Origin of the sequence: Pseudomonas sp. PA-1-6B (assembly GCF_021609545.1) — a bacterium.
Lineage (GTDB): Bacteria > Pseudomonadota > Gammaproteobacteria > Pseudomonadales > Pseudomonadaceae > Aquipseudomonas > Aquipseudomonas fluorescens_BV.
In genome coordinates, this window is sequence record NZ_WJZM01000007.1 from 60,439 (window position 1) to 79,917 (window position 19,479).

22 protein-coding genes are annotated in these 19,479 nt (G+C 60.7%); 8 read left to right on the plus strand and 14 right to left on the minus strand.

Annotated features, from left to right (window positions below; genetic code table 11):
* Positions 1-16: 16 nt before the first annotated feature.
* From GIV35_RS06050 to GIV35_RS06060, 3 genes are all read right to left on the minus strand, one after another.
* Entirely contained in the window at positions 17-1,306 is a 1,290-nt protein-coding gene (locus GIV35_RS06050; RefSeq protein WP_236264370.1) for an SDR family oxidoreductase, read from the minus strand.
* 80 nt (positions 1,307-1,386) lie between these two features.
* A complete protein-coding gene (locus tag GIV35_RS06055) occupies positions 1,387-2,151 on the minus strand; it encodes an OBAP family protein (RefSeq protein ID WP_236264366.1) in 765 nt (254 codons plus the stop codon).
* Positions 2,152-2,419: 268 nt separating this feature from the next.
* Positions 2,420-2,818, minus strand: coding sequence for a low affinity iron permease family protein (locus GIV35_RS06060; protein ID WP_105226471.1), 399 nt, complete (start codon positions 2,816-2,818; stop codon positions 2,420-2,422).
* Positions 2,819-2,941: 123 nt separating this feature from the next.
* Here GIV35_RS06060 and GIV35_RS06065 point away from each other — a divergent pair, with 123 nt between their 5' ends.
* Positions 2,942-3,442, plus strand: a complete 501-nt coding sequence (locus tag GIV35_RS06065) for a CinA family protein (RefSeq protein WP_105226472.1) — start codon at positions 2,942-2,944, stop codon at positions 3,440-3,442.
* A 19-nt stretch (positions 3,443-3,461) separates the two neighbouring features.
* Here the strand turns inward: GIV35_RS06065 and GIV35_RS06070 are convergent, their stop codons facing one another.
* A complete protein-coding gene (locus tag GIV35_RS06070; RefSeq protein ID WP_105226473.1) occupies positions 3,462-3,740 on the minus strand; it encodes a hypothetical protein in 279 nt (92 codons plus the stop codon).
* Positions 3,741-3,745: 5 nt separating this feature from the next.
* Complete coding sequence (locus tag GIV35_RS06075; RefSeq protein WP_105226474.1) at positions 3,746-4,000, minus strand: hypothetical protein; 255 nt, start codon at positions 3,998-4,000, stop codon at positions 3,746-3,748.
* Between the two features lie 424 nt (positions 4,001-4,424).
* On the opposite strand from GIV35_RS06075, the gene GIV35_RS06080 reads away from it, so the two are divergent.
* Both GIV35_RS06080 and GIV35_RS06085 read left to right on the plus strand, forming a co-directional pair.
* Positions 4,425-6,002, plus strand: a complete 1,578-nt coding sequence (locus GIV35_RS06080; RefSeq protein ID WP_268939809.1) for a histidine kinase famiy protein — start codon at positions 4,425-4,427, stop codon at positions 6,000-6,002.
* Positions 6,003-6,475: 473 nt separating this feature from the next.
* Positions 6,476-7,999: a sensor domain-containing diguanylate cyclase gene (locus GIV35_RS06085; RefSeq protein WP_223024075.1), complete on the plus strand. Its 1,524-nt coding sequence runs from the start codon at positions 6,476-6,478 to the stop codon at positions 7,997-7,999.
* Between the two features lie 26 nt (positions 8,000-8,025).
* Here GIV35_RS06085 and GIV35_RS06090 read toward each other — a convergent pair whose 3' ends face one another.
* From GIV35_RS06090 to GIV35_RS06100, 3 genes are all read right to left on the minus strand, one after another.
* On the minus strand, positions 8,026-8,175 hold the full coding sequence (locus GIV35_RS06090; protein WP_019821496.1) for a hypothetical protein: 150 nt from the start codon (positions 8,173-8,175) through the stop codon (positions 8,026-8,028).
* A gap of 111 nt (positions 8,176-8,286) precedes the next feature.
* Positions 8,287-8,736, minus strand: coding sequence for a GNAT family N-acetyltransferase (locus GIV35_RS06095; RefSeq protein WP_105226478.1), 450 nt, complete (start codon positions 8,734-8,736; stop codon positions 8,287-8,289).
* A complete protein-coding gene (locus GIV35_RS06100) occupies positions 8,733-9,185 on the minus strand; it encodes a helix-turn-helix domain-containing protein (RefSeq protein ID WP_105226479.1) in 453 nt (150 codons plus the stop codon). The genes GIV35_RS06095 and GIV35_RS06100 overlap by 4 nt, the downstream gene beginning before the upstream one ends.
* Before the next feature lie 81 nt (positions 9,186-9,266).
* Here GIV35_RS06100 and GIV35_RS06105 point away from each other — a divergent pair, with 81 nt between their 5' ends.
* The gene (locus tag GIV35_RS06105; RefSeq protein ID WP_105226480.1) at positions 9,267-9,755 is read left to right on the plus strand and encodes a DUF2938 domain-containing protein; all 489 of its coding nucleotides are present in this window, start codon (positions 9,267-9,269) and stop codon (positions 9,753-9,755) included.
* A 6-nt stretch (positions 9,756-9,761) separates the two neighbouring features.
* Here the strand turns inward: GIV35_RS06105 and GIV35_RS06110 are convergent, their stop codons facing one another.
* Positions 9,762-10,217 (minus strand): GNAT family N-acetyltransferase, encoded by a 456-nt coding sequence (locus GIV35_RS06110; protein ID WP_213154317.1) that lies wholly within the window; start codon positions 10,215-10,217, stop codon positions 9,762-9,764.
* Positions 10,218-10,467: 250 nt separating this feature from the next.
* Here GIV35_RS06110 and GIV35_RS06115 point away from each other — a divergent pair, with 250 nt between their 5' ends.
* Positions 10,468-11,301: a DNA/RNA non-specific endonuclease gene (locus GIV35_RS06115; RefSeq protein WP_236264804.1), complete on the plus strand. Its 834-nt coding sequence runs from the start codon at positions 10,468-10,470 to the stop codon at positions 11,299-11,301.
* A gap of 9 nt (positions 11,302-11,310) precedes the next feature.
* On the opposite strand, the gene GIV35_RS06120 is transcribed toward GIV35_RS06115, so the two are convergent.
* Positions 11,311-11,547 (minus strand): hypothetical protein, encoded by a 237-nt coding sequence (locus GIV35_RS06120; RefSeq protein ID WP_236264803.1) that lies wholly within the window; start codon positions 11,545-11,547, stop codon positions 11,311-11,313.
* A gap of 234 nt (positions 11,548-11,781) precedes the next feature.
* Here GIV35_RS06120 and GIV35_RS06125 point away from each other — a divergent pair, with 234 nt between their 5' ends.
* Both GIV35_RS06125 and GIV35_RS06130 read left to right on the plus strand, forming a co-directional pair.
* Positions 11,782-12,225, plus strand: coding sequence for a DUF421 domain-containing protein (locus GIV35_RS06125; RefSeq protein ID WP_034127111.1), 444 nt, complete (start codon positions 11,782-11,784; stop codon positions 12,223-12,225).
* A gap of 135 nt (positions 12,226-12,360) precedes the next feature.
* Positions 12,361-12,510: a hypothetical protein gene (locus GIV35_RS06130; RefSeq protein WP_164919367.1), complete on the plus strand. Its 150-nt coding sequence runs from the start codon at positions 12,361-12,363 to the stop codon at positions 12,508-12,510.
* A gap of 150 nt (positions 12,511-12,660) precedes the next feature.
* On the opposite strand, the gene GIV35_RS06135 is transcribed toward GIV35_RS06130, so the two are convergent.
* From GIV35_RS06135 to GIV35_RS06150, 4 genes are all read right to left on the minus strand, one after another.
* Positions 12,661-14,001: a c-type cytochrome gene (locus tag GIV35_RS06135; RefSeq protein WP_200648628.1), complete on the minus strand. Its 1,341-nt coding sequence runs from the start codon at positions 13,999-14,001 to the stop codon at positions 12,661-12,663.
* Positions 14,002-14,017: 16 nt separating this feature from the next.
* Entirely contained in the window at positions 14,018-16,255 is a 2,238-nt protein-coding gene (locus GIV35_RS06140) for a xanthine dehydrogenase family protein molybdopterin-binding subunit (protein ID WP_105226485.1), read from the minus strand.
* On the minus strand, positions 16,255-16,713 hold the full coding sequence (locus tag GIV35_RS06145; RefSeq protein ID WP_213154319.1) for a (2Fe-2S)-binding protein: 459 nt from the start codon (positions 16,711-16,713) through the stop codon (positions 16,255-16,257). The genes GIV35_RS06140 and GIV35_RS06145 overlap by 1 nt, the downstream gene beginning before the upstream one ends.
* A gap of 169 nt (positions 16,714-16,882) precedes the next feature.
* Positions 16,883-17,812 (minus strand): LysR family transcriptional regulator, encoded by a 930-nt coding sequence (locus tag GIV35_RS06150; protein ID WP_105226487.1) that lies wholly within the window; start codon positions 17,810-17,812, stop codon positions 16,883-16,885.
* Between the two features lie 108 nt (positions 17,813-17,920).
* Here GIV35_RS06150 and GIV35_RS06155 point away from each other — a divergent pair, with 108 nt between their 5' ends.
* Positions 17,921-19,420, plus strand: coding sequence for a CoA-acylating methylmalonate-semialdehyde dehydrogenase (locus tag GIV35_RS06155; RefSeq protein WP_054895686.1), 1,500 nt, complete (start codon positions 17,921-17,923; stop codon positions 19,418-19,420).
* The last annotated feature ends 59 nt before the right edge of the window (positions 19,421-19,479 follow it).

Consider the following 19,479-nt stretch of genomic DNA (forward strand, 5'->3'; position numbering starts at 1 on the left):
GGGATTTGCCCCGTTTTCATTTGTGACGAGCCGAATATTTGCGCGCAACGACAACGCCGCCCACTAGCAGCGCTGCGCCTATTGCAACCATCCCATAGGGCGTACGGCGGGTTTGCCGCCAGCCGCCTTCGACACGACGTTCGCCGCTTGCCGGGGTGTAGAGGTTGCCCGCCGACGTCGCGGCGCGCTGGCTACGTTCCAGGCCGAGGCGGGTAAGCCAGCCGGATAGCCGCGAAAAGCCGGGCAGCAAAAAATGCGCGACACGGGCCACGGTGGCAGCGCTGCCTACCGTGGTGCTGTCCCTCGGTTGCAGCGCACAGGCCACCATCGCTTGCGCGACTTTATGCGGGTCATAGACCGGTGGCGGTGGCGTCAAGGTGTGGCCGGTAAAATTGCCGCCATCGCGAAAGCCCGGTGTGTCCATCACGGCGGGATAGATGTCGCACACATGAATATCGGGGTAATCAGTCAGCTCCCCACGCAGTGCTTCAGTCAGGCCGCGCAGGCCGTATTTACTGGCTGAGTAGGCGACGGCATAGGGCTGGGCTACCCAACTGCCCAGCGACAAGGTGTTGATCAGAATGCCGCGGTGCTGGGCTTTGAAATAAGGCCACACTACGTGGGCGCCGCGCAGGTACCCGAGCAGGTCGGTTTGCAGCACCTGTTCGTGGGCTTCCAGGGGCGTGTCCTCGAAACTGCCGACGGCGCCTACTCCGGCGTTGTTGATCCAGATATCGATGCGGCCATTGCCGAAGGCCGCCGCCTGTTCGGCAAGGGCGCGCATCTGGTCGCCCTGGGTTACATCGGTTTTAACGGCGATGGCCTCGGCGCCACGCGCAGCGCATTCCTCGACCACCTCTTCCAAGGCTTTTTCATCTCGGGCCGCCAACACCAAGCGGGTACTTTGCTCGGCAAAGGCGTGAGCAGCCGCGCGGCCAATGCCACTGGAGGCGCCTGTGATCACCACGGTTTTGCCGTGCAATTTCCCCTTGGCCTGCATGACGCCAGGCGAATCCTCGGGCACGTGGACGGGCAACGGGTGCAGTTGCAGGCGGGTACCGTCAGTCAGTACCAGGGTCAGGTTCTCGAGGGTACCGGCGACGCGGTCGGGAAACACCGGTTCACCTGTGGCGTCGAGCTCATCATAAATAAACGTCTGGCCCTCAAGCCATCCGACGGCCGTCATCAATTCAGGGCCCAGGTAATATTTTCCATCCAGGAAAAAACCGCTGAAGTTCGGTGTGCGCTCCAGGTTTTCCACGGCGTATCGCTCGCCAGGCCTCATTCCGGTTGCGGTATCAATCATCATGACATCCTCCTTTGGCTGGTCTTGGGTAGAGAAAGGCCCGCAAATGATCGTTCAATCCAAATGACTGAATGGCGGTGTCAGTGTTGATGGGCCTTCAGGGTCGGGTCGGCGATCTGGATAACCGTGCCCTGGCGCCACGCGTCCGCGCCGGGCGCGATGGGCGGCGCGGGGATATCGGCGCGCGTCTTTTTCTTGTCGGCACTGTCGATGCCCAGGCATTTATCTCGTTCGGCGACCATACGCGGGTCAGCCTGGCCGTCTGCGGTAAACCCCATCATCAGCTGAGGCACGCCTAAAGGCAGGCGTTTATCCAGATCGGTATGCCAGGTGTGCCAGGTCTTGCCGTAGGTGTGCACCAGCTTCTCCATCAGCGCATGTTCCGCCACCTCAGGAATTCCCGGAGCGACCAGTTGCCCTGACTTCACTTCATGCACATGGCTGTGCCACAGCGCCTGTTCAGGCGCGGGCAGCGTGTTGAACTGCGCCTCGCTGATGATGTACTCCACGCCCATCAACTTTGCATCCTTGCGGTTGCCATCGTAGATCACACACTGGATGACCTCCTCATTGAGGATTGCGCAGTAGTGATGCGCTTCCATTTGCACATCGGGATGGCCGTTGTAGAAGTGAAAACCGTCCAGGTAGGCGTTCAGGGCATCAATCGGTGGGCGTGATTGCAGCAGGGCGGCGCCGGCTTCCAGCGTTCGGGTCGAAGGCGTTGTCGGCTTCCCAGGTGCCTCGACATTCGAAGGTGAGTTGTTGCCAGCGCAGGCGCTGAGCAGGGACAGTGTTATTGCGGCGGATAGGGATTGGGTTACTCGGTGGGTTGGGGTGTCAGTCATGGTCGGCTGCCTCCTGTTGCCGGTAATCTGCGCCAGGTTTGATCCTGTTCTTATTGGAAAGACGAGCGTACGGGGCGTTCAAAATGCTTTGAGTTGAACACCCACTCATGTGCGAGCTGGCTTGCCTGCGATGACGGCCTGACAGTCGACACCTATCTACCTGACGCCCTGCGATCAAATCGTTGGAGCGGGTTCGCTTCGCATCATGGTTACCATCGATCCCTACAACGTTGTGCAAGGGCGCAAGGTACGCTGACCGGCGTAGGGCTCAGATCGGGCCGCTTGAAGAATTCTTCTCCTGCTTGATGTCGTCGACCGGCTTGGGTTGCCCCAGCTTGCTGTACTGCTCACGCAATTTTTGCAGGTCGTGCGACCCGAGCTTATCCAGGCTCAACGCCGCATTGTGAGCTTCTTTGGTGGCACGAATCAGCTCGTCCAGTTTCAGATGAAGAATATCGTTGTCGCGGTTCTGGGTATTCTGGATCAGGAACACCATCAGGAAGGTGATGATGGTGGTGGAGGTGTTGATGATTAACTGCCAGGTGTCGTTGTAATGAAAGTAAGGCCCGGTGAGCGCCCAGACAGCTATCAAGCTGACGGCCGTCAGAAAGGTTTTTGAGCTGCCCGCCTGGTTGGAGAGTTTCTGGCAGAATTTCGCGAACTTCATGGTGCTGTCTCCTAGGGGGATGTTCCTCTGTAGACCCCAGCAGAATTTCGAAATTCTTTTTTACAAGTCGGTTTTTTTGACAAAAATCAATCAGCAAAAACCCTTTGCGCAGGAGCACTCAGCATGTCGGTCGCTGCTTCTATCGTTGAATACCTCAAGCACCATCAGTTGGTCGTCACGACGGCCGAGTCGTGTACCGCTGGCAAGATCATCACCTTGCTTTCGCAGATCGACGGCAGTGGCTCGTGGATCGAAAGCGGGTACGTGGTGTATTCGCCAGAGGCGAAACAGCGGCTGTTGAACGTGCGTCGCTATACCATCGATACCTTCAATCTCACCAGCTGTGAGGTCGCCCAGGAAATGGCTCACGGCGCGCTGCGCGACAGCCCTGCGGATGTAGCGGTAGCGACCACGGGCCTGCTGGGGCCGGATGGAATTGATGGCATTCCTCCAGGCACCGTTTGTTTCGCCTGGGCCTATCGAAATGGGGGAGCGCTGAGTGTGTTCAGTCGCAAGGAACGCTTCATGGGCTCCCGTGAGCAGGTGCAGTTGGCCGCTTCCCTTCACGCGTTGAAATGGCTGCCGCATTTTCACCAGCGGGCGATGGCGGGTGAACGCGCCTAATGCTGCCAAGTGCGCGCGTTTACGGCTGCGGTTCGATGTCCAGCAGCAAGTCGCCGTTGGTCAAGGTTTCAACCTGCTGCACCACGCCACGACAGACCTGACCGTCCCATTCAAAGGTAACTCTGTGGGCTTTCAGCAATTGCGCTGGCCATGGCGGCGCTAGCCGCAACTGCACGTCTGGCGCAGTGCGCACAAGCTGCCCCATGCAATCGCTGGCGAGCGCGTTCACACCGAACAGCGTGTCTTGCAGGTAATCAACTTTGATCGGTTGCAGCGTTGCGTCAGTAGAGTCCGCCATGTCTTTTACCCCACCGACGACCGCCAGAAAGACTGCCTGGCCATGACCATTTCCTCACGTATTTCCCGAACAAGCCGGTTGATCCCCGAGACACCGTGATAGTGGGCGCGGTTGATGTTGGCGACGGTGAATTGATCCATACCGTGCGCCGTTACGGTGACTGAAAGGCTGCCGTCCGCGTTGAGCGCGCACTTGACCGCGCACTTGGGGAGGCGAGCGGAAAGGGCCGTTTCGATTTCGGCTTTCGTTAACGTATCCATGAGTTCACCGCATAAAGGACTCAGCGCGATAAGGCTAGCTCACAATGACTGTGCGTAAATACTGGCAAAGTAATGGTTTTGGAAGGAGGGTCGTCCACAACTGAGCGTCGAAAGCCTTTACGTGAAACCTATGCTGAAAGTTAGCTCGTTGTTGAATGCTTCCGAGGCGTTTTCACAGTCGTTGGCGAAGTTGCCGCCCGATGCTTGGCCGCCTTTTTCCGTAAGCCGGAGGAGATTTGTTCATGCTTCTACATAACAAGCGACTTCAGTCGCGTTCCGTTACTTCACCCAAAACCTGAGCCATGACCAAGGTTGTACGGTGGCGCGGCGCCCAACCACGGCGCCGCGCCCTTCAGGGGGAAGATGGCACTGCGCAGCGTTTTCACGGTCCATGGAACACGTACCACGTATCTGGAGGTGAACCTTGGCGACAAAGAAGAAGCCTGTGGTCGACGGTATGGAATTGGCAATGCTGTCTGCCAGCCGCAAAGACCTGTTCTTTGCGGCCATGCAAGCCAGCCACAGTGCAATGATCGTGACCGACCCCGCCGGGCTTGATAACCCGATCATCTTTGCCAACCAGGCGTTCCTGACCCTGACAGGCTTTGAACTGGACGAAGTGATCGGACGCAATTGCAGGTTCCTGCAAGGGCCCCAAACCGATAAAAACGCGCTGCACCAGGTGCAGCGCGCGGTTGAGCAGCACCATGAAGCCTGTGTCGAGGTGCTCAATTACCGCAAAGACGGCTCGACCTTCTGGAACGAGCTGTTCATTTCGCCGTTGTTCAACGAACGTGGGCAACTGGTGTATTTTTTCGCCTCGCAGTTGGACGTGAGCCGGCGCCACGACGCTGAACAGCGCGTGCGTCGCGCACAAGACTTGGAAGCACTGGGGCAACTGACCGGTGGCATCGCCCATGACTTTAATAACCTGCTGCAAGTGATGATGGGTTATCTCGACTTGATCCAGCAGAGCGCCAAGCGCCCCGGTAGCGATCCGCAGCGCATCGTCAACAGTGCCAGCCGTGCCAGGGCAGCGGCGCAAAAAGCTCAGACCCTGACCCAGCAGTTGCTGGCGTTTTCGCGCAAGCAACGGCTCGACAGTCGGGTGATCAACTTGAACAGTTTGCTCGGTCGCCCCGACTTCATGGCGCGTGCGCTGAAGGGTGTCGAGTTGCATGTGGAGCTTGCCGACGATTTGTGGAATTGCCGCATCGACCCGGTCCAGGCGGAACTGGCAGTGCAGCACCTGTTATCGAATGCCCAGGATGCTTTGCACGGGCGTGCTGACCCGACGGTAACCGTCAAGACCTGCAACGTCCAGGTGCCCGGCGATCTCGGTGCCGAGCGGGATGGGTTGACCGAGGGCTGTTACGTGAGTATTTCGGTCTCCGATAACGGCAACGGCATCGACGCAGGTATTCAGGACAAAGTCATGCAGCCGTTCTTCACCACCAAGGAAGAAGGCCAGGGCTCGGGCCTGGGGTTGTCGATGGTGTATGGCTTCGTCAAGCAATCGGGCGGCACGGCGCGGATTCATTCAGACCCGGGCATCGGTACGACGATTCGCTTGTACTTTCCTGCAGATGACAGCCAGCTGTGGGTCGAGCAGACCCCCACAGCCATCTCACCGCAAGGTAACGAACGCATCCTGATCGTGGAGGACCGGCCCGAGGTGGCCGAGTTGGTGCAGGTCATTCTGTCTGACTACGGTTACCACACCGACATCGCCCTCAATGCCGCCGAGGCATTGGGTATGCTCAAACAGGCGACGTATGACCTGGTGTTCAGTGACTTGATCATGCCCGGCGCTATGAATGGCGCGGCGTTGGCGCGGGAGGTGTCGCGCTTGTATCCGCACATCAGGATCTTGCTGACCACCGGCTATGCGAAAGACGCGCTGGCCCGCGCGGAGATAGAGGTGCATGCGTTCGAGTTGATTCCCAAGCCGTATCAGCCTGCTGACCTTCCCCGGAAAATCCGTGCAGTGCTCGATGGCTGATCGAGCAGGCCACTGCGCCCCAAATGTGGGAGCGGGCTTGCCCGCTAAGGCGGTGTGTCCGTCACTGCATCTGTTACAGCACGACCGCTTTCGCAGGCAAGCCAGCTCCCACAGTTGATCTTCGTTGCTTTGAGCATTGCGTTCGCTTGGTAGAGTGGCATTAGGGCTCGCCGCCGATCATAACCGTGAATCCCGCGCTCCCACATAGCTACCTCAGCACCGCCAACACCAGTTTAAGCGCCAACATCAGTACAATCGAAAATCCGAATACCCTGCGCGCCCAGCCGGCCGGTTCGGTCAGGCGTGGCTGTACGTATGGCGTTGCGCCCCGCCTGATGCTGCTCCGCGCACACTCTGTTGCTGCAGCCCGCACAGACTGCTTGTATGCTGGCACTCTGAAACCGGTTGCCCCTGTGAGTACCGACGTTCGAATGATGGCTGGAACGGAAACCGGACTTCCTTAAGGTGCTGACGTGAAGCGTGATACCCGTCTTGTGATGCTGTTGCTGTTGGTGATCGGCTGTTCCCTGACTTCGCTGACGATTTGGAAAGTCCTGTCTTCCCGCGACCGTGCGCTGGCGGAAGTGGATGTGCATGGCTTGAACCTGACCCAGGCCCTTAACACCTATACCGAAGGCATCGTGCGGCAAAGCTCGTTGCTGTTGCTGGGGCTGGTTGAGCGCCTGGAAACCGAAGGCAGTGGCCCGGTGCAAATCCAGCGAATCAGCACGCTGATCAACCTACAGCAGCCGCTGATGCCGCAGTTGAGCGGCATCACCATTTATGATCATCAGGGCCGGTGGCTGCTGTCTTCCAATCGTGCGATTCCGGAGGGCGCCAATAGCAGTGATCGGGCCTATTTCATCCACCATCGCGACGATCCGAGCGCTGAACCTTTTATTGGCCCGCCGATTCAGAGCCGTGCCAACCAGGAATGGGTGGTGACCATCAGCCGCCGTTTCAACGACGCGGCGGGCAACTTCGCTGGCGTGGTCGCTGTGACCCTGGGGGTGGAAAACTTTCTGCGGGTATTCGGCAAACTCGATGTAGGCCAGGAGGGCGCCATCGGCCTGTCCTACGCCGACGGCACGTTGCTGGTGCGTTACCCCTTCCGCGAGCAGGACATGGGACGCAACTTTTCCACCTCGCCTATTTATTCCAAGTACCTCGTCGACCGGCCTGTGGGCACTGCGGCCTATACCTCCAGCCTGGACGGGGTAGAGCGGCTCTATGCCTTTCGCAAAAGCGAAACCCTGCCGCTGATCACCACGGTCGCGCTGGGCAAGCACGAAGCCCTCGCGGCGTGGCGCATCGAGGCGGCACTGTCAGCGGTCGTGGTGGTGGGGCTGTTGGGGCTGACGGGGCTGATCGGCTGGTTTCTGATCCTGGATATCCGCAGGCGTACGGCGGCGGAAGAGGCGTTGCGTGTCGCCCAGCAACAGTTGCTCGACTCCAATCGGCAATTGGCGCTATTAGCGAAAAAGGATGCGCTGACCGGCCTCGCCAACCGCCGCTGTTTTGACCAAACGCTGGCCGTTGAAGCGCGCCGGGCGCAGCGCGAGGGTACGTCACTGGCATTGCTGATGATCGATATCGACCATTTCAAACGCTTCAACGATGCCTTTGGTCACGTCGCGGGAGATGCTTGCTTGCAGGCGGTCAGCACGTTATTGGCAACGTGCGTGCGGCGGCCGTCGGACCTGGTGGCGCGCTATGGCGGCGAAGAAATGGCGATCATCATGCCCGCGACTGACAGTGCAGGGGCTGCGGTGGTCGCGCAACGCATTCTTGCGCGCCTGCAGCAGGAGAACATTACACACCCAGGCAGCCCTTTCGGGCGCGTGAGTGTGAGTATCGGTATCGCGACGGGCACGAGTTCACGGCTGGAGCCGGTGTTGGGTTTGGTCGAGGCGGCCGATGCAGCGCTTTACGGTGCGAAGGCGGCGGGGCGCAATGGGTTCAACGTGCATCCTGCGGACGTGACTTCGGGCGGCTGAAACGGCTTCCCCTGGGTATGCGCGGCTCACATCCCAAGCGTCGGGATCATGAGTTCGCCGCACTCCATCAGTTGGCCTGCGGTGACTTGCAGCTGCGGCGTGGGTTTGGCCGCATAGCCTGCGATGAAGCCGGCACTCAGCAGTGCCAGGCAGAGGACGGCTTTTTTCACTAGCATGCTCGGGGTCTCGATCGGTTCAAAAGGGTGAACCACAGATTGTGCATTCGAGAAAAGGTTCCCGCGTAGCGCTCCCCCGGCCAGTCCGCTGATCTTGCCGGGTCATCGGGTTCAGGGCCGTGGGCTGGGTGAACGATCAGATACCCAGCGCATGACCTTTTCAAGGTGACCCGTGTGTTCGTCCCGCTGTTCGCTGAGGACGATAAATCCGTGCTTCTGGTAGAAATGAATGCTGGCAACATTCTGCGAATACACGCTCAGTTGAAGAGCGGCTCTAGACCCCATGGCATCTTCCAGCAACTGCGTGCCTACTCCGCGGCCCTGATGAGCCGGTGAGACAAATAGCGCTGCCAAGGTGTTTTCATACACGCAACTGAACCCCCGCACTTGTCCATCAACCTCAAACACGCGTGTCACGGCGCTTGGCAGGTAGATTTCACGCATGGCGCTTAATTGGCCATGCCAGAACGCGGGGGCGATGAAGTGGTGAGCCAGGAGTGACGCCTGCAACCAGATGTCCAGCACAGGTTCCACATCAGCGTTTCGAAAGTCGCGAATCATACGGCCTCAACGTTTGAATGAGCAGGGCGAACACCGGCGCGTCGGCGGGCGGTGTCGCGTTTAAAAACCCCCGAGGCAGCGATTTTAAGCAGCCGACGAAAGTTCGGGCATTGCGTGTGATCAGGCGCAGGGCAGGCTGCCGCGTGCCGCAAGCCACGACTCATGGCGCGCAGTTGCCTGACCGTCGCATCAATCTCGTCGGCCTTGGCCAGCAGCACCGCTCTGTCCACATCGGCCTGGCCGTTTGGCGATAGCATGGCCTGTATTTCATCCAGCGAAAGTCCACCCGCCTGCCCAAGTGCAATCAGCGCTAACTGCTCAATCACCGCCGCTGGAAACTGGCGGCGAATACCGGGTGGGCTGATCGAGGTGATCAGGCCTTTCTTCTCATAAAAACGCAAGGTATGGGCAGGGACTCCCGTGCGCTTGACGACCTCTGCGATATCCATTGGCAACCCATTGACTTGAAGTTGACTTCAACTTCTATGATGCCTGCGCACGTTCAATGGGTCCATGAATAAGAGGTAGATATGGCAGCGCTGGAAGTGGTCGCACAGGTTGTGCTGTTGGGGGTGGGAGCTACCGCCGTGATGGATATGTGGATGTTGTTGATGAAGGTTCTTGGGGTTCCAACGCTGAATTTCGCGTTTGTGGGGCGTTGGGTCGGCCATGCATGCCAAGGGCGGTTTGTTCACGCCAGCATAGGGCGGGCGTCATCCGTTCGAGGTGAAGTGGCCCTGGGCTGGGTCGCGCATTACGTCACCGGCGTTGTTTTTGCGATCACGCTAGTGTGGGTTGAAGGGATTGCCTGGCTTCAGGCCCCCACCATTTTGCCGGCACTGATACTCGGTGTGGTGACAGTGGCCGTCCCGCTGTTGCTGATACAGCCTGCGATGGGGGCCGGGTTTGCATCCTCCAAGACGGCCGCGCCAGGCAAGAATCGCCTGCGCAGTGTGATCAACCATGGGGTGTTTGGCGTGGGTCTTTACCTGGCCGCGCGGGTGATTGCCTGGGCCTGAGCGGGATCAATGGACGAATTTGACGTAAATGTGTTCAGGGTCATCGTCGTCCAGATTCTCGATCTGGCCACTGGGGATAAACCCAGCTTTCATCAGCAGGGCCTGGGACGCGCCGTTGGAGGCATTGGTCGACGTGAACAGCTTGGGCGTCTTGCAGGCCGCTTCGGCCGCTGCCAGCAGACGAAGGGCGACGCCCTGGCGCTGGTACAACGGTGAAACCACCACCAGCGCAATAAACCCATGGTTGAAAAAATCGTGGGTGAGCACCAGGTAGCCGGCGCACACGTCAGCGTCGGCGGCTACCAGGCATTGCTGGCGAATCACGGCGTCATAGATAAACACGCGACGGCTGGCATGCTCGGTTGCGTAGGCATCCAGTGCGACCAGGGCATGCACATCGTCGGGGGTGGCTTGGCGGATCAGCCAGTGTGGGGCAGCGGGAGGCAGAAGGTATTCAGCCATGGTCGTGGAGCATCCTCTGTTTGAACATTTGCCCCCACGTGCTTGATGACAGTCCCTTGTGCATTGATGAGGCGATGCTATCGCCCGCTATAGCACAGTTACAGGGTGCGAAGGGGTTACGTTTGTTGGCCTGGTTGCGGTCGTTGTTTAGAAATGTTTATGTGTTCCAATGGTTATCTCGACTTGCGCAGGAAGCGCATCGGCCGAGGCCATTCAGTCTTTTAACAGATACATCCCAAGGAGTAACACCATGCAAGGAAGCACATCGTTCAAGTACCTGGCGTTTTCGTTGATCCCGTTGATGGCCGCCTGTACCACGCCCACACGCCAATCCGCCGTCCTCCCTGCGCCACCCTTGCAGTTCGATAACTGCGCGGTTGGCTGCCCCACCGGCGGCAGTCCAGTGACGTTGAACCGCCAGGCCTACACGTTGAACAACAACGGTTCGACCAAGTTTGCCAATTGGGTGTCCTACAAGATCACCAAGGCCACCGCGGCCAGCGGGCGTTCCCGTGACTGGCGTACCGACCCGGATATTCCAGCCGGGGAAACCCTGGACCCGGTGGATTACAACGGCGCCAACGTCGCGCTCAAAATCGACCGGGGGCATCAGGCCAACCTCGCGTCAATGGCGGGGACGGCCGATTGGCAAACGCTCAACTACCTGTCGAACATCACCCCGCAAAAAGCCGAACTCAACCAGGGGCCGTGGGCGCGCCTGGAAGACCAGGAGCGCAACCTGAGTAAGGAGCCAGGCGTCGATCAGGTGTATGTGGCTACCGGGCCGCTGTATGAGCATTTTGTTGGCTCGTTGCCGGGCACGAACAAAGTGCACACCATTCCCAGCGGCTATTGGAAAATCATCGTGGTCGGCAGTTCGCCGGAAACGGGCCTGTACGCCTCATTCGTGATGAACCAGGAAACCCCCAAGGGCGCAAACTTCTGCGATTATCAGGTCACCGTGGATCATATCGAAGAGCGCTCGGGGCTGACGTTCTGGAGCACCTTGCCGCAAGCGATGCAAGCCACGCTGAAGGCCAGGCAGGGCCAGTTGCCGAGCCGGATCGGCTGTAGCCGAACCTAAGTCTGACACCTAGTCGGCACACACCAATGAGGGCCTGCGGCTGCTGTTCTTGCCCAGGCGCTCACGGGTGCTGATCTCTGTGAGCGGCGTGCCGGTGTTTGCCTGTTCATGCAGCGCTGCTTCCAGCGCTTGCAAATGCTTGTTCAGGATTTTCACCGAACCGCTCGGGTTAGCGGGGTCGAAGGGGATCCGGCCGTTGGCAATCAGCACCATGGCCAGTTCCCAGGCGCGTTGTGAGTCGTGCATGACAGGGGTTCCTTCTTCAGCGTGATCGATATAGAGCTGTGACCCGCTGCCAACGCCCCGGTATCAACTGGGTTGCCGCCGAAATTTCGATCATTTCAACGATTCAGTTGCGCTGAAACCATCATCTTTTTAGATGGTGCCCGGGCCGCGTGGAAAGAGTGAACCACCGCGGCGCGGTGGTCACCTAATCCGTATGAATCGGTCGTTTCCCATTCAATGTTCCGAGGGGCAACCATGGACTCTGTACTGCGGGCTGTGGCGATTTACCTGGTGCTGCTGGTGCTGTTCAAAGTTGCCGGCAGGCGCACGCTGGCCGAGCTCACCACCTTTGACCTGGTGCTGTTGATGGTCATCGGCGAAGCCACCCAACAGGCGTTGCTGGGCGAAGATTTCTCGATGACCAACGCCGTGCTGGTCATCGCCACCCTCATTGCCATCGACATTGGCTTCTCGCTGGCCAAGCAGCGTTCAGCCTGGTTCGCGCGGGTGCTCGATGGCGGGCCGACGGTGCTGGTCGAGCAAGGCCAGGTGCTGCATAAACGCCTCAAGCATGCGCGGCTGGACGAGGGTGACATTCTTGAGGCGGCCCGGTCCACCCAAGGGCTTGTCGAGCTCAAGCAGATCCGCTTCGCGATTCTTGAGCGCAACGGCAAGATCTCGGTGATCCCGTTTGATTGATACGCGGCCCCCATTCGTCAGCCAAGGGTCTGTTTTTTGAACGCACGCGCCTCTCTACCAGACAGATAGATCATGGGCGGACGAATGTTGCTGTCGTCACGCGGATATCACTCACTCGCCAGCAGGTGAACCTTCATGAAGAAGCTTTATATGTGCCTGGGCCTGTGCAGCGCGTTCATGCTGCACGGCTGTTTTGACAACGCCGACAACGCCACTAAAGACAACAACAGTGGCACCCAGTCGTCGGTGCAGATGCAGGAAGGCAAGGCGGACGAAAATAAATAGCGCGGCCTTGCAGCCGACGCTTATCTACCTGAATGCTCATCGCCCAACTGTGGGAGCTGGCTTGCCTGCGATGCAAACACCTCGGTTCATCAGGTAAACCGAGTCGATGCATTCGCAGGCAAGCCAGCTCCCACAGTTGATCGCGACCGATCAACGCATATGCAGGATGATCGGGCTACTGCTCGCCGGGTCGGTATGCCCGCGCAACTTGCCTACGGCCTTCGCATCGACCGCGCCGCCGTGGTTGCCCCAGGTACCGCGCACGTAGCTCAGCACGTCGGCGATTTCCGAGTCGGACAATTGCTCACGGAACGCTGGCATGCGGTAGGCGTCCGGCAGGCCGGCGGTGACCACGCGTTGTGAGCCGTTGAGGGTGATGTTGATCGCGGACGCATCTTCCTTGGCCAGGGCCGAGGTAGCGCCGGCCAGAGGCGGCATCCAGTCGGGCTGGCCTTTGCCGTCGAGCCCATGGCAGGAGGCGCAGCGGGTCGCGTACGTGTGGGCGCCGGGGGCATCCTGGCGTGCTGTTGCCGCCTGATACTGCCAGGGGCTGCCGTCACGCTGGGGGTCGCCGGGCAGTGACTTGAGGTAGCGAGCGATCGCGGCCAGGTCATCGTCCTGCATGAACTGCGTGGAGTTGTTGAAGGCTTCGGTCATCGAGCCATAGACCACGGCATGCTGGTTGCGACCGGTCTTGAGGAACTGCACGATCTGTTCCTCACTCCAGCGCCCCAGGCCGGTGTTGTGGTCCTGGCGCAAGCTGGGGGCGTACCAGCCGTCGAGCAGGGCACCGGCCAGGAACGGCGCGCCGGATTCGTCCAGGGCCTTTTCGTTGAACGCCAGCCCCCGTGGTGTGTGGCAACTGCCGCAGTGGCCGGGGCCTTGGACGATATAGGCGCCCCGGTTCCACAGTGCGTCCTGGCCGGGCTTGGCGGCATAGGTCGCGGTCGGTGCAAACACACCGTTCCACAGGGCGATGGGCCAACGCAGATTGAGCGGCCAGGGGATGTCGCTGGGGATATTAGGCTGGTTGGCCGGTTGCACGCCTTTCATGAAAAACGCGTACAGCGCCTGGATGTCGTCGTCGCTGAGCTTCACATAAGACGGGTAGGGCATGGCCGGGTAGAGTCGTCGCCCACCCGGTGCTACGCCGTGGCGTACGGCGCGGTCGAAGTCCGCCAGGCTATAGGTGCCGATGCCATGCTCGCGGTCGGGGGTGATGTTGGTGGCGTGGATCGCTCCCAGCGGTGTGGCCATTTCCAGGCCACCAGCGAATGGCTGCTTGCCGGCCAGGCTATGGCAGGCCACGCAGTCACTCACGCGCGCGACGTATTCACCGCGGCTGACCAAGGCGGGGTCGAAACTCGTGGCCTGTTGCTGTTCAAAAGGCGAGGCAGGCTCGCGGGTGACGTACCAGGCCAGCAGGCCGGCGGCGACCACGCAGGGCAGCACCAGCCACCCTGCGGTTCTTGCGAATCGGCGGTTATTCATGGGTGTTCCCTGTCGGTTAGCTGAAGGTGTGGCGGCTCAACGGTAAGCTGCGAATGCGCTGGCCAGTCAACTGTGCCACCGCATTGACCACCGCCGGTGCCACGGCGGGCAATGGCGGTTCACCGATGCCACCCATCTTTTCGCCGCTTTCCACAATCTTCACGTGGACCTGCGCCATACGCGAGGGCGGCAGGATCGGATAAAGGTCGTAGTTACGCGCCCGTGGCATACCGTCCACGTACACCGCTTCCTCCAGCAACGTTTGCGACAGCCCCAAGGCTACCGCGCCGCTGACCTGTGCTTGAATGATGGCCGGGTTGACGATGCTGCCCGGGTCGATGGCCTCCCAGATATGGTGGACCTTGACCTGGCCGTTCTCGATCGACACTTCGGCGACTACCGCCGCGTGAGAGCCAAAGGGCGAAGCCATGGCCACGCCGCGAGCACGGCGTGTACCGTCCTCTGCGGTATAAGGGCCGCGCTTCCAGCCCCCCGACAATTCGCCCACCGCTTGCAACAAGGTAGTCAGCCGCGGGTTGTCGCGCAGCAGGTGCAGGCGCAACTCGTAAGGGTCGTGGCCGCCTTTGTCCGCCAGCTCATCCAGGAACGACTCGTAGAAAAAGTCATTGAGCGAGTTGCCCACCGAACGCCAGTAACCGAGCATGGCCGGGCCTTTGACGTAGATCTGCGCGATGCGTTTGTTGGGGATCGCATAACTCTTGCCCGACAAGCCTTCCAGGGCAGTTGGGTCGATCTGATCGCCTTGTTTGCCACTGAGGGCTTCTGTGGGGCCTTCGGTGGCGCTGACCGCTTCGATGGCCACAGGCAGGCCTTTGTCATCCAGCGCAGCGCGGAACTTGACCACGGCGACCGGGCGCAATACATCGCGCACGAATTCTTCTTCACGGCTCCAGATCAGCTTGATCGGCCGGCCCACCGCCTTGGCCAACGCAATGGCTTGCGGGTAAGGGTTGGCAGAGTCATACAGGAAATGCCGGCCGAAAAAACCGCCCAGCAGCGGCGAGTGCAGGGTGATTTGCTCAATGCTCAGACCGGTGCGCTTGGCAATGTCGGCACGGAACATATCCGGCGCCTGGTTAGGCAGCCACACCTCCAGCGTGCCGTCGGGGTTAAAGCGTGCCAAGGCTGAAGGCGGTTCCAGCTGGGCATGGTTGAGGTACTGGTTGTGGTAGGTGGCTTCGACGCGGGTCTTGGCGCTGGCCAGTGCGCCGGCCACATCGCCTTCGTTTTCGTCATCGCGGGCCGGGCCTTGCTGGGCGGCGAGGAAGTCGCGGTACTTGTCGCTGGAGAAATCCGCTGGCATCGCCCGCACGGTGGAGTCGGCGGCGGCTTCAAGCCACTCCACCTGGATGGCTTCGACGGCCCGCTTGGCATGCCACCAACGTTCAGCTACCACAGCTACGGCGCCGGGCAGGGTGTGAACCGAATGCACGCCTTTCATGGCTTGCACCTGCGCCTGGTTGCGCAGGCTGCCCACGGTCATGCCCAGGCGTGGCGCATGCTGGACGGCGGCATGGAGCATGCCGTCGATTTTCAGGTCGATGGTGTACTGCGCCTTGCCGGTGGATTTGTCATAGGCATCCAGGCGCTTGACCGGCTTGCCGATCCAGCGGAACTGGCTCGGGTCGCGCAGGGTGATGCTGGCCGGGTCGGGCACCGGCATATCCAGGGCGGCACCTGCCAATTCGCCGTAGCCCAGGGAGCGACCGGAAGCGGCGTGCACCACGCGACCGGGTTGGGTGGTCAGCTCGCTGAGCGGTACGCGCAGTTGCTCGGCGCCGGCTTGCATCAGCATCGCGCGGGCGAGGGCGCCGAGGCGCCGCATGGTCGGGTAGCTCATGCGCACCGACATGCTGCCGCCGGTGATGCGCATGCCATTTTCCATCACCACGTAGGCTTCACCGGGCGGGGCCGCTTCGACGATGAACGTGGCCGGGTCGGCATCCAACTCTTCACCGACGATCTGCGCCATGGCGGTGTGGGTGCCTTGGCCGCCTTCCATGAAGGGGCTGAGCAGGCGCACGCTGCCGTCGGGGCGAATCTCCAGGAAGGCGGGCACTTGAGTGCCGCGTTCAGCGGCGGCGCCGGTCGCGGCTTGCACGCGGGAGGTGCCCAGCGGCAAGCCGAAACCGATCACCAGCGCGCCCACGGCAGTGCTGGCCAGGAAGCGGCGACGGGACAGGTTGATCGGTTCGCCCAGGGTAACGCCGGGAATGATCTCGGTGGTGTTCATCAGGCGGTCTCCTTCCCGGCGGCCAAGGCATCCATGGCGGCGTGGATCGCGTTGTAGGTGCCGCAACGGCAGAGGTTGACCATCGCCGCGTCGATCTGCGTCTTGGTCGGCGCGGGGGTGTGCTTGAGCAGCGCGGTGGCCGCCATCACCTGCCCGGACTGGCAGTAACCGCATTGAGCTACTTGATGTTCGACCCAGGCCGAGACGACGCGTTTGCCTACCTCATCGGCCTCGATGGCTTCGATGGTGGTGATCTCGCGACCGACCACCCCGGCTACCGGCGTCACGCACGAGCGCACCACATTGCCGTCCACTAGCACCGAACAGGCGCCGCACTGGGCCAGGCCACAGCCGTACTTGGTGCCGGTCAGGCCCAGGTTGTCGCGGATCACCCACAACAACGGCGTGTCTGCCTCGGCCTCGACTTGATAGGCCTTTTGGTTAATACGTAATTCCATGGCTGGCTCACCTGCTGATCATCGGTTGGTACTGCAGAGTTCTTATAGGAGTGGTGCGACTACAGGTCGCCCATCGTCGAACTCTAGACCAACGTGCAAGGGCTATCTATCCGATTGCCCTCAAGTTCAGAGGATCAGGCAAGTATTTGACAGGATTAGGCGCTCGCACCTATTGGAACCCGCCCGACAGCTTCTCTTTCAAGTAGCCTACCAACGCACTCACCGACTTGGGCACATGGGGTGAGTAAGGCCGTATCAAGTAGATCTCATCGGCAAACGCGCCTTTGAGTGTCCAGTCCTTTAAGACCTGCACCACTTTGCCAGCGGCCAGCGCCGCCTGGGCGCTGAAGTCCGGGAGCAGGGCGATGCCCAGGTGGTTGAGTGCGGCGTCGCGCAAGGCTTCGCTGTTATTGGTGGCGAAGCTGCCGGCGATGGGCACGGTGAGGCGCTCGATGGGGTGGCTGCCGCGTTCGAAGGTCCAGGCGGGTTGGTCGGTGCCGCGTGGGTAAAACAGGCAGTTGTGGGCCGACAGGTCGCCCGGCTCGCGGGGTTCACCGTGGTGTTGCAGGTAATCATGGGTGGCGACCAGTACCGAGGTGGTGTCGCACAGCTTCCATGCCACGTGGGTTTCGGGCACCTGGAAGCCGTGGCGCACCGCCAGGTCGTAACCCTCGGCGGCCAATGAGCTCAAGGCATCGGAGACGTCCAGTTGAATACGCACCTGTGGGTACTGCTGCAAAAAGCCAGACAGGTGCGGCACCAGTTGTTGCCGGGCGAACGCCACGGGGGCGGTCAGGCGCACCAGCCCGCGTATTTCCCCGACCGAGTCGCGCACCGAGGAAAAACTGCGGGCGATCTGCGCGTAGGCGCTGCGTACTTCGCGAGTCAGTGACAGCCCTGCATCGGTCAGCCGCACGCTGCGGGTGGTGCGCGTCACCAGCCGGGTGCCCGTGGCCTTTTCCAAGTCGGAAATGCGCTGGCTCACCGCTGACTTGCTCACCCCCAGGCGCGCGGCGGCGGCGGTGTAGGTGCCTTGTTCCTCCAGCACTGACAGCCAGTGAATGTGGGTCCACAGCCCTTCGATCTCAGCCTTTTCCATGGGTGTATTGTTCGCATATAAGGACAATAAGTTCTGGATTCTGCTCTGGTTCGGAACAAAGCGAAAGCCTATCGTGTGGACCAACGCTACCCACCTGGATCGACTGCCATGACTGCAACCATCGAGCACTACATCAACGACCAGCGCGTCAGCCGCGATGACCGTTATCAGGACGTCTACAACCCGGCCACCGGTGAAGTCACCGCCCGTGTGGCCCTGGCCAGCCGCCAGACCGTGGCCGAAGCCGTCGCCGCCGCCCAGGCCGCGTTTGCCGGTTGGGCCGACACCCCGCCGATCCGTCGCGCCCGCGTGTTGTTCGAGTACCTGCATCTGCTGCGCGAACGCAAGGACGACCTGGCGCGCATCATCGTCGCCGAGCACGGCAAGGTGTTCACCGATGCCCAGGGCGAAGTCGACCGTGGCATCGACATTCTCGAATTTGCCTGCGGCATTCCCAACCTGCTCAAGGGCGAACACTCCGACCAGGTATCCCGTGGCATGGACAACTGGACGATGCGCCAGCCGTTGGGCGTGGTCGCCGGCGTGACGCCGTTCAACTTCCCGGTGATGGTACCGATGTGGATGTACCCCATCGCCATTGCGGCGGGTAACACCTTCATTCTCAAGCCCAGCCCGACTGACCCAAGCGCGTCGCTGTTCATGGCCGAGTTGCTGCATGAAGCCGGCCTGCCCAAAGGTGTGTTCAACGTGGTGCAGGGTGATAAAGAGTCGGTGGACGCGCTGATCGAACACCCGGACGTCAAGGCCGTGAGCTTCGTCGGCTCCACGCCGATTGCCCAGTACATCTACGAGAGCGGCGCCCGCAACGGCAAGCGCGTGCAAGGCCTGGGCGGGGCGAAAAACCATATGGTGGTGATGCCCGACGCCGATATCGAACGCACCGTGGACGCGCTGATGGGCGCCGCCTACGGCAGTGCCGGCGAGCGCTGCATGGCGATCTCGGTGGCGGTGCTGGTAGGCGACGTGGGTGACAAAGTCATCGCCGCCTTGACCGAACGCGCCAAGCTGCTGCGCATCACCGATGGTCGCGATCTCAAAGCCGAGATGGGCCCGATCGTGTCGCGGGCCGCGCTGGAACGCATCAGTGGCTACATTGAGCAGGGTGTACAAGCCGGCGCGCAGTTGCTGCTCGATGGCCGTGACTACGTGCCCACCGAGCCCGGCCTGGAAAACGGCTTCTGGCTCGGCGCGACCTTGTTCGACCACGTGACCCAGGACATGAGCATCTACCGCGAAGAGATCTTCGGTCCGGTGCTGGCCTGTGTACGGGTCAACGATTTTGCCGAGGCAGTGAAGCTGGTCAACGATCACGAGTTCGGCAACGGCGTCAGCTGCTTCACCCGCGATGGCAACATTGCTCGTGAGTTTGCGCGGCGCATCGAAGTGGGCATGGTCGGTATCAACGTGCCGATCCCGGTGCCTATGGCCTGGCACGGATTTGGTGGCTGGAAGAAGAGCCTGTTCGGCGACATGCATGCCTACGGCACCGAGGGTGTACGTTTTTACACCAAGCAGAAGTCGATCATGCAGCGCTGGTCGGAGAGCATCGAGCAGGGCGCGGAGTTTGCGATGCCGGTATCGAGATAATCGGTACAGCCAAATTATTGAAATTTACCTTGGCGCCCGTTTCCGGGCGCTCCTTGCAC

What these genes read in the sequence shown, in the direction of transcription:
- GIV35_RS06100 (WP_105226479.1), bottom strand. Translation starts at nt 9,185, where the DNA reads ATGGATATCGCAGAGGTCGTCAAGCGCACGGGAGTCCCTGCCCATACC.
- GIV35_RS06140 (WP_105226485.1), bottom strand. Translation starts at nt 16,255, where the DNA reads ATGAACACCACCGAGATCATTCCCGGCGTTACCCTGGGCGAACCGATC.
- GIV35_RS06075 (WP_105226474.1), bottom strand. Translation starts at nt 4,000, where the DNA reads ATGGATACGTTAACGAAAGCCGAAATCGAAACGGCCCTTTCCGCTCGC.
- GIV35_RS06060 (WP_105226471.1), bottom strand. Translation starts at nt 2,818, where the DNA reads ATGAAGTTCGCGAAATTCTGCCAGAAACTCTCCAACCAGGCGGGCAGC.
- GIV35_RS06130 (WP_164919367.1), top strand. Translation starts at nt 12,361, where the DNA reads ATGAAGAAGCTTTATATGTGCCTGGGCCTGTGCAGCGCGTTCATGCTG.
- GIV35_RS06070 (WP_105226473.1), bottom strand. Translation starts at nt 3,740, where the DNA reads ATGGCGGACTCTACTGACGCAACGCTGCAACCGATCAAAGTTGATTAC.
- GIV35_RS06125 (WP_034127111.1), top strand. Translation starts at nt 11,782, where the DNA reads ATGGACTCTGTACTGCGGGCTGTGGCGATTTACCTGGTGCTGCTGGTG.
- GIV35_RS06065 (WP_105226472.1), top strand. Translation starts at nt 2,942, where the DNA reads ATGTCGGTCGCTGCTTCTATCGTTGAATACCTCAAGCACCATCAGTTG.
- GIV35_RS06145 (WP_213154319.1), bottom strand. Translation starts at nt 16,713, where the DNA reads ATGGAATTACGTATTAACCAAAAGGCCTATCAAGTCGAGGCCGAGGCA.
- GIV35_RS06055 (WP_236264366.1), bottom strand. Translation starts at nt 2,151, where the DNA reads ATGACTGACACCCCAACCCACCGAGTAACCCAATCCCTATCCGCCGCA.
- GIV35_RS06150 (WP_105226487.1), bottom strand. Translation starts at nt 17,812, where the DNA reads ATGGAAAAGGCTGAGATCGAAGGGCTGTGGACCCACATTCACTGGCTG.
- GIV35_RS06095 (WP_105226478.1), bottom strand. Translation starts at nt 8,736, where the DNA reads ATGATTCGCGACTTTCGAAACGCTGATGTGGAACCTGTGCTGGACATC.
- GIV35_RS06090 (WP_019821496.1), bottom strand. Translation starts at nt 8,175, where the DNA reads ATGCTAGTGAAAAAAGCCGTCCTCTGCCTGGCACTGCTGAGTGCCGGC.
- GIV35_RS06050 (WP_236264370.1), bottom strand. Translation starts at nt 1,306, where the DNA reads ATGATTGATACCGCAACCGGAATGAGGCCTGGCGAGCGATACGCCGTG.
- GIV35_RS06105 (WP_105226480.1), top strand. Translation starts at nt 9,267, where the DNA reads ATGGCAGCGCTGGAAGTGGTCGCACAGGTTGTGCTGTTGGGGGTGGGA.
- GIV35_RS06120 (WP_236264803.1), bottom strand. Translation starts at nt 11,547, where the DNA reads ATGCACGACTCACAACGCGCCTGGGAACTGGCCATGGTGCTGATTGCC.
- GIV35_RS06135 (WP_200648628.1), bottom strand. Translation starts at nt 14,001, where the DNA reads ATGAATAACCGCCGATTCGCAAGAACCGCAGGGTGGCTGGTGCTGCCC.
- GIV35_RS06155 (WP_054895686.1), top strand. Translation starts at nt 17,921, where the DNA reads ATGACTGCAACCATCGAGCACTACATCAACGACCAGCGCGTCAGCCGC.
- GIV35_RS06115 (WP_236264804.1), top strand. Translation starts at nt 10,468, where the DNA reads ATGCAAGGAAGCACATCGTTCAAGTACCTGGCGTTTTCGTTGATCCCG.
- GIV35_RS06110 (WP_213154317.1), bottom strand. Translation starts at nt 10,217, where the DNA reads ATGGCTGAATACCTTCTGCCTCCCGCTGCCCCACACTGGCTGATCCGC.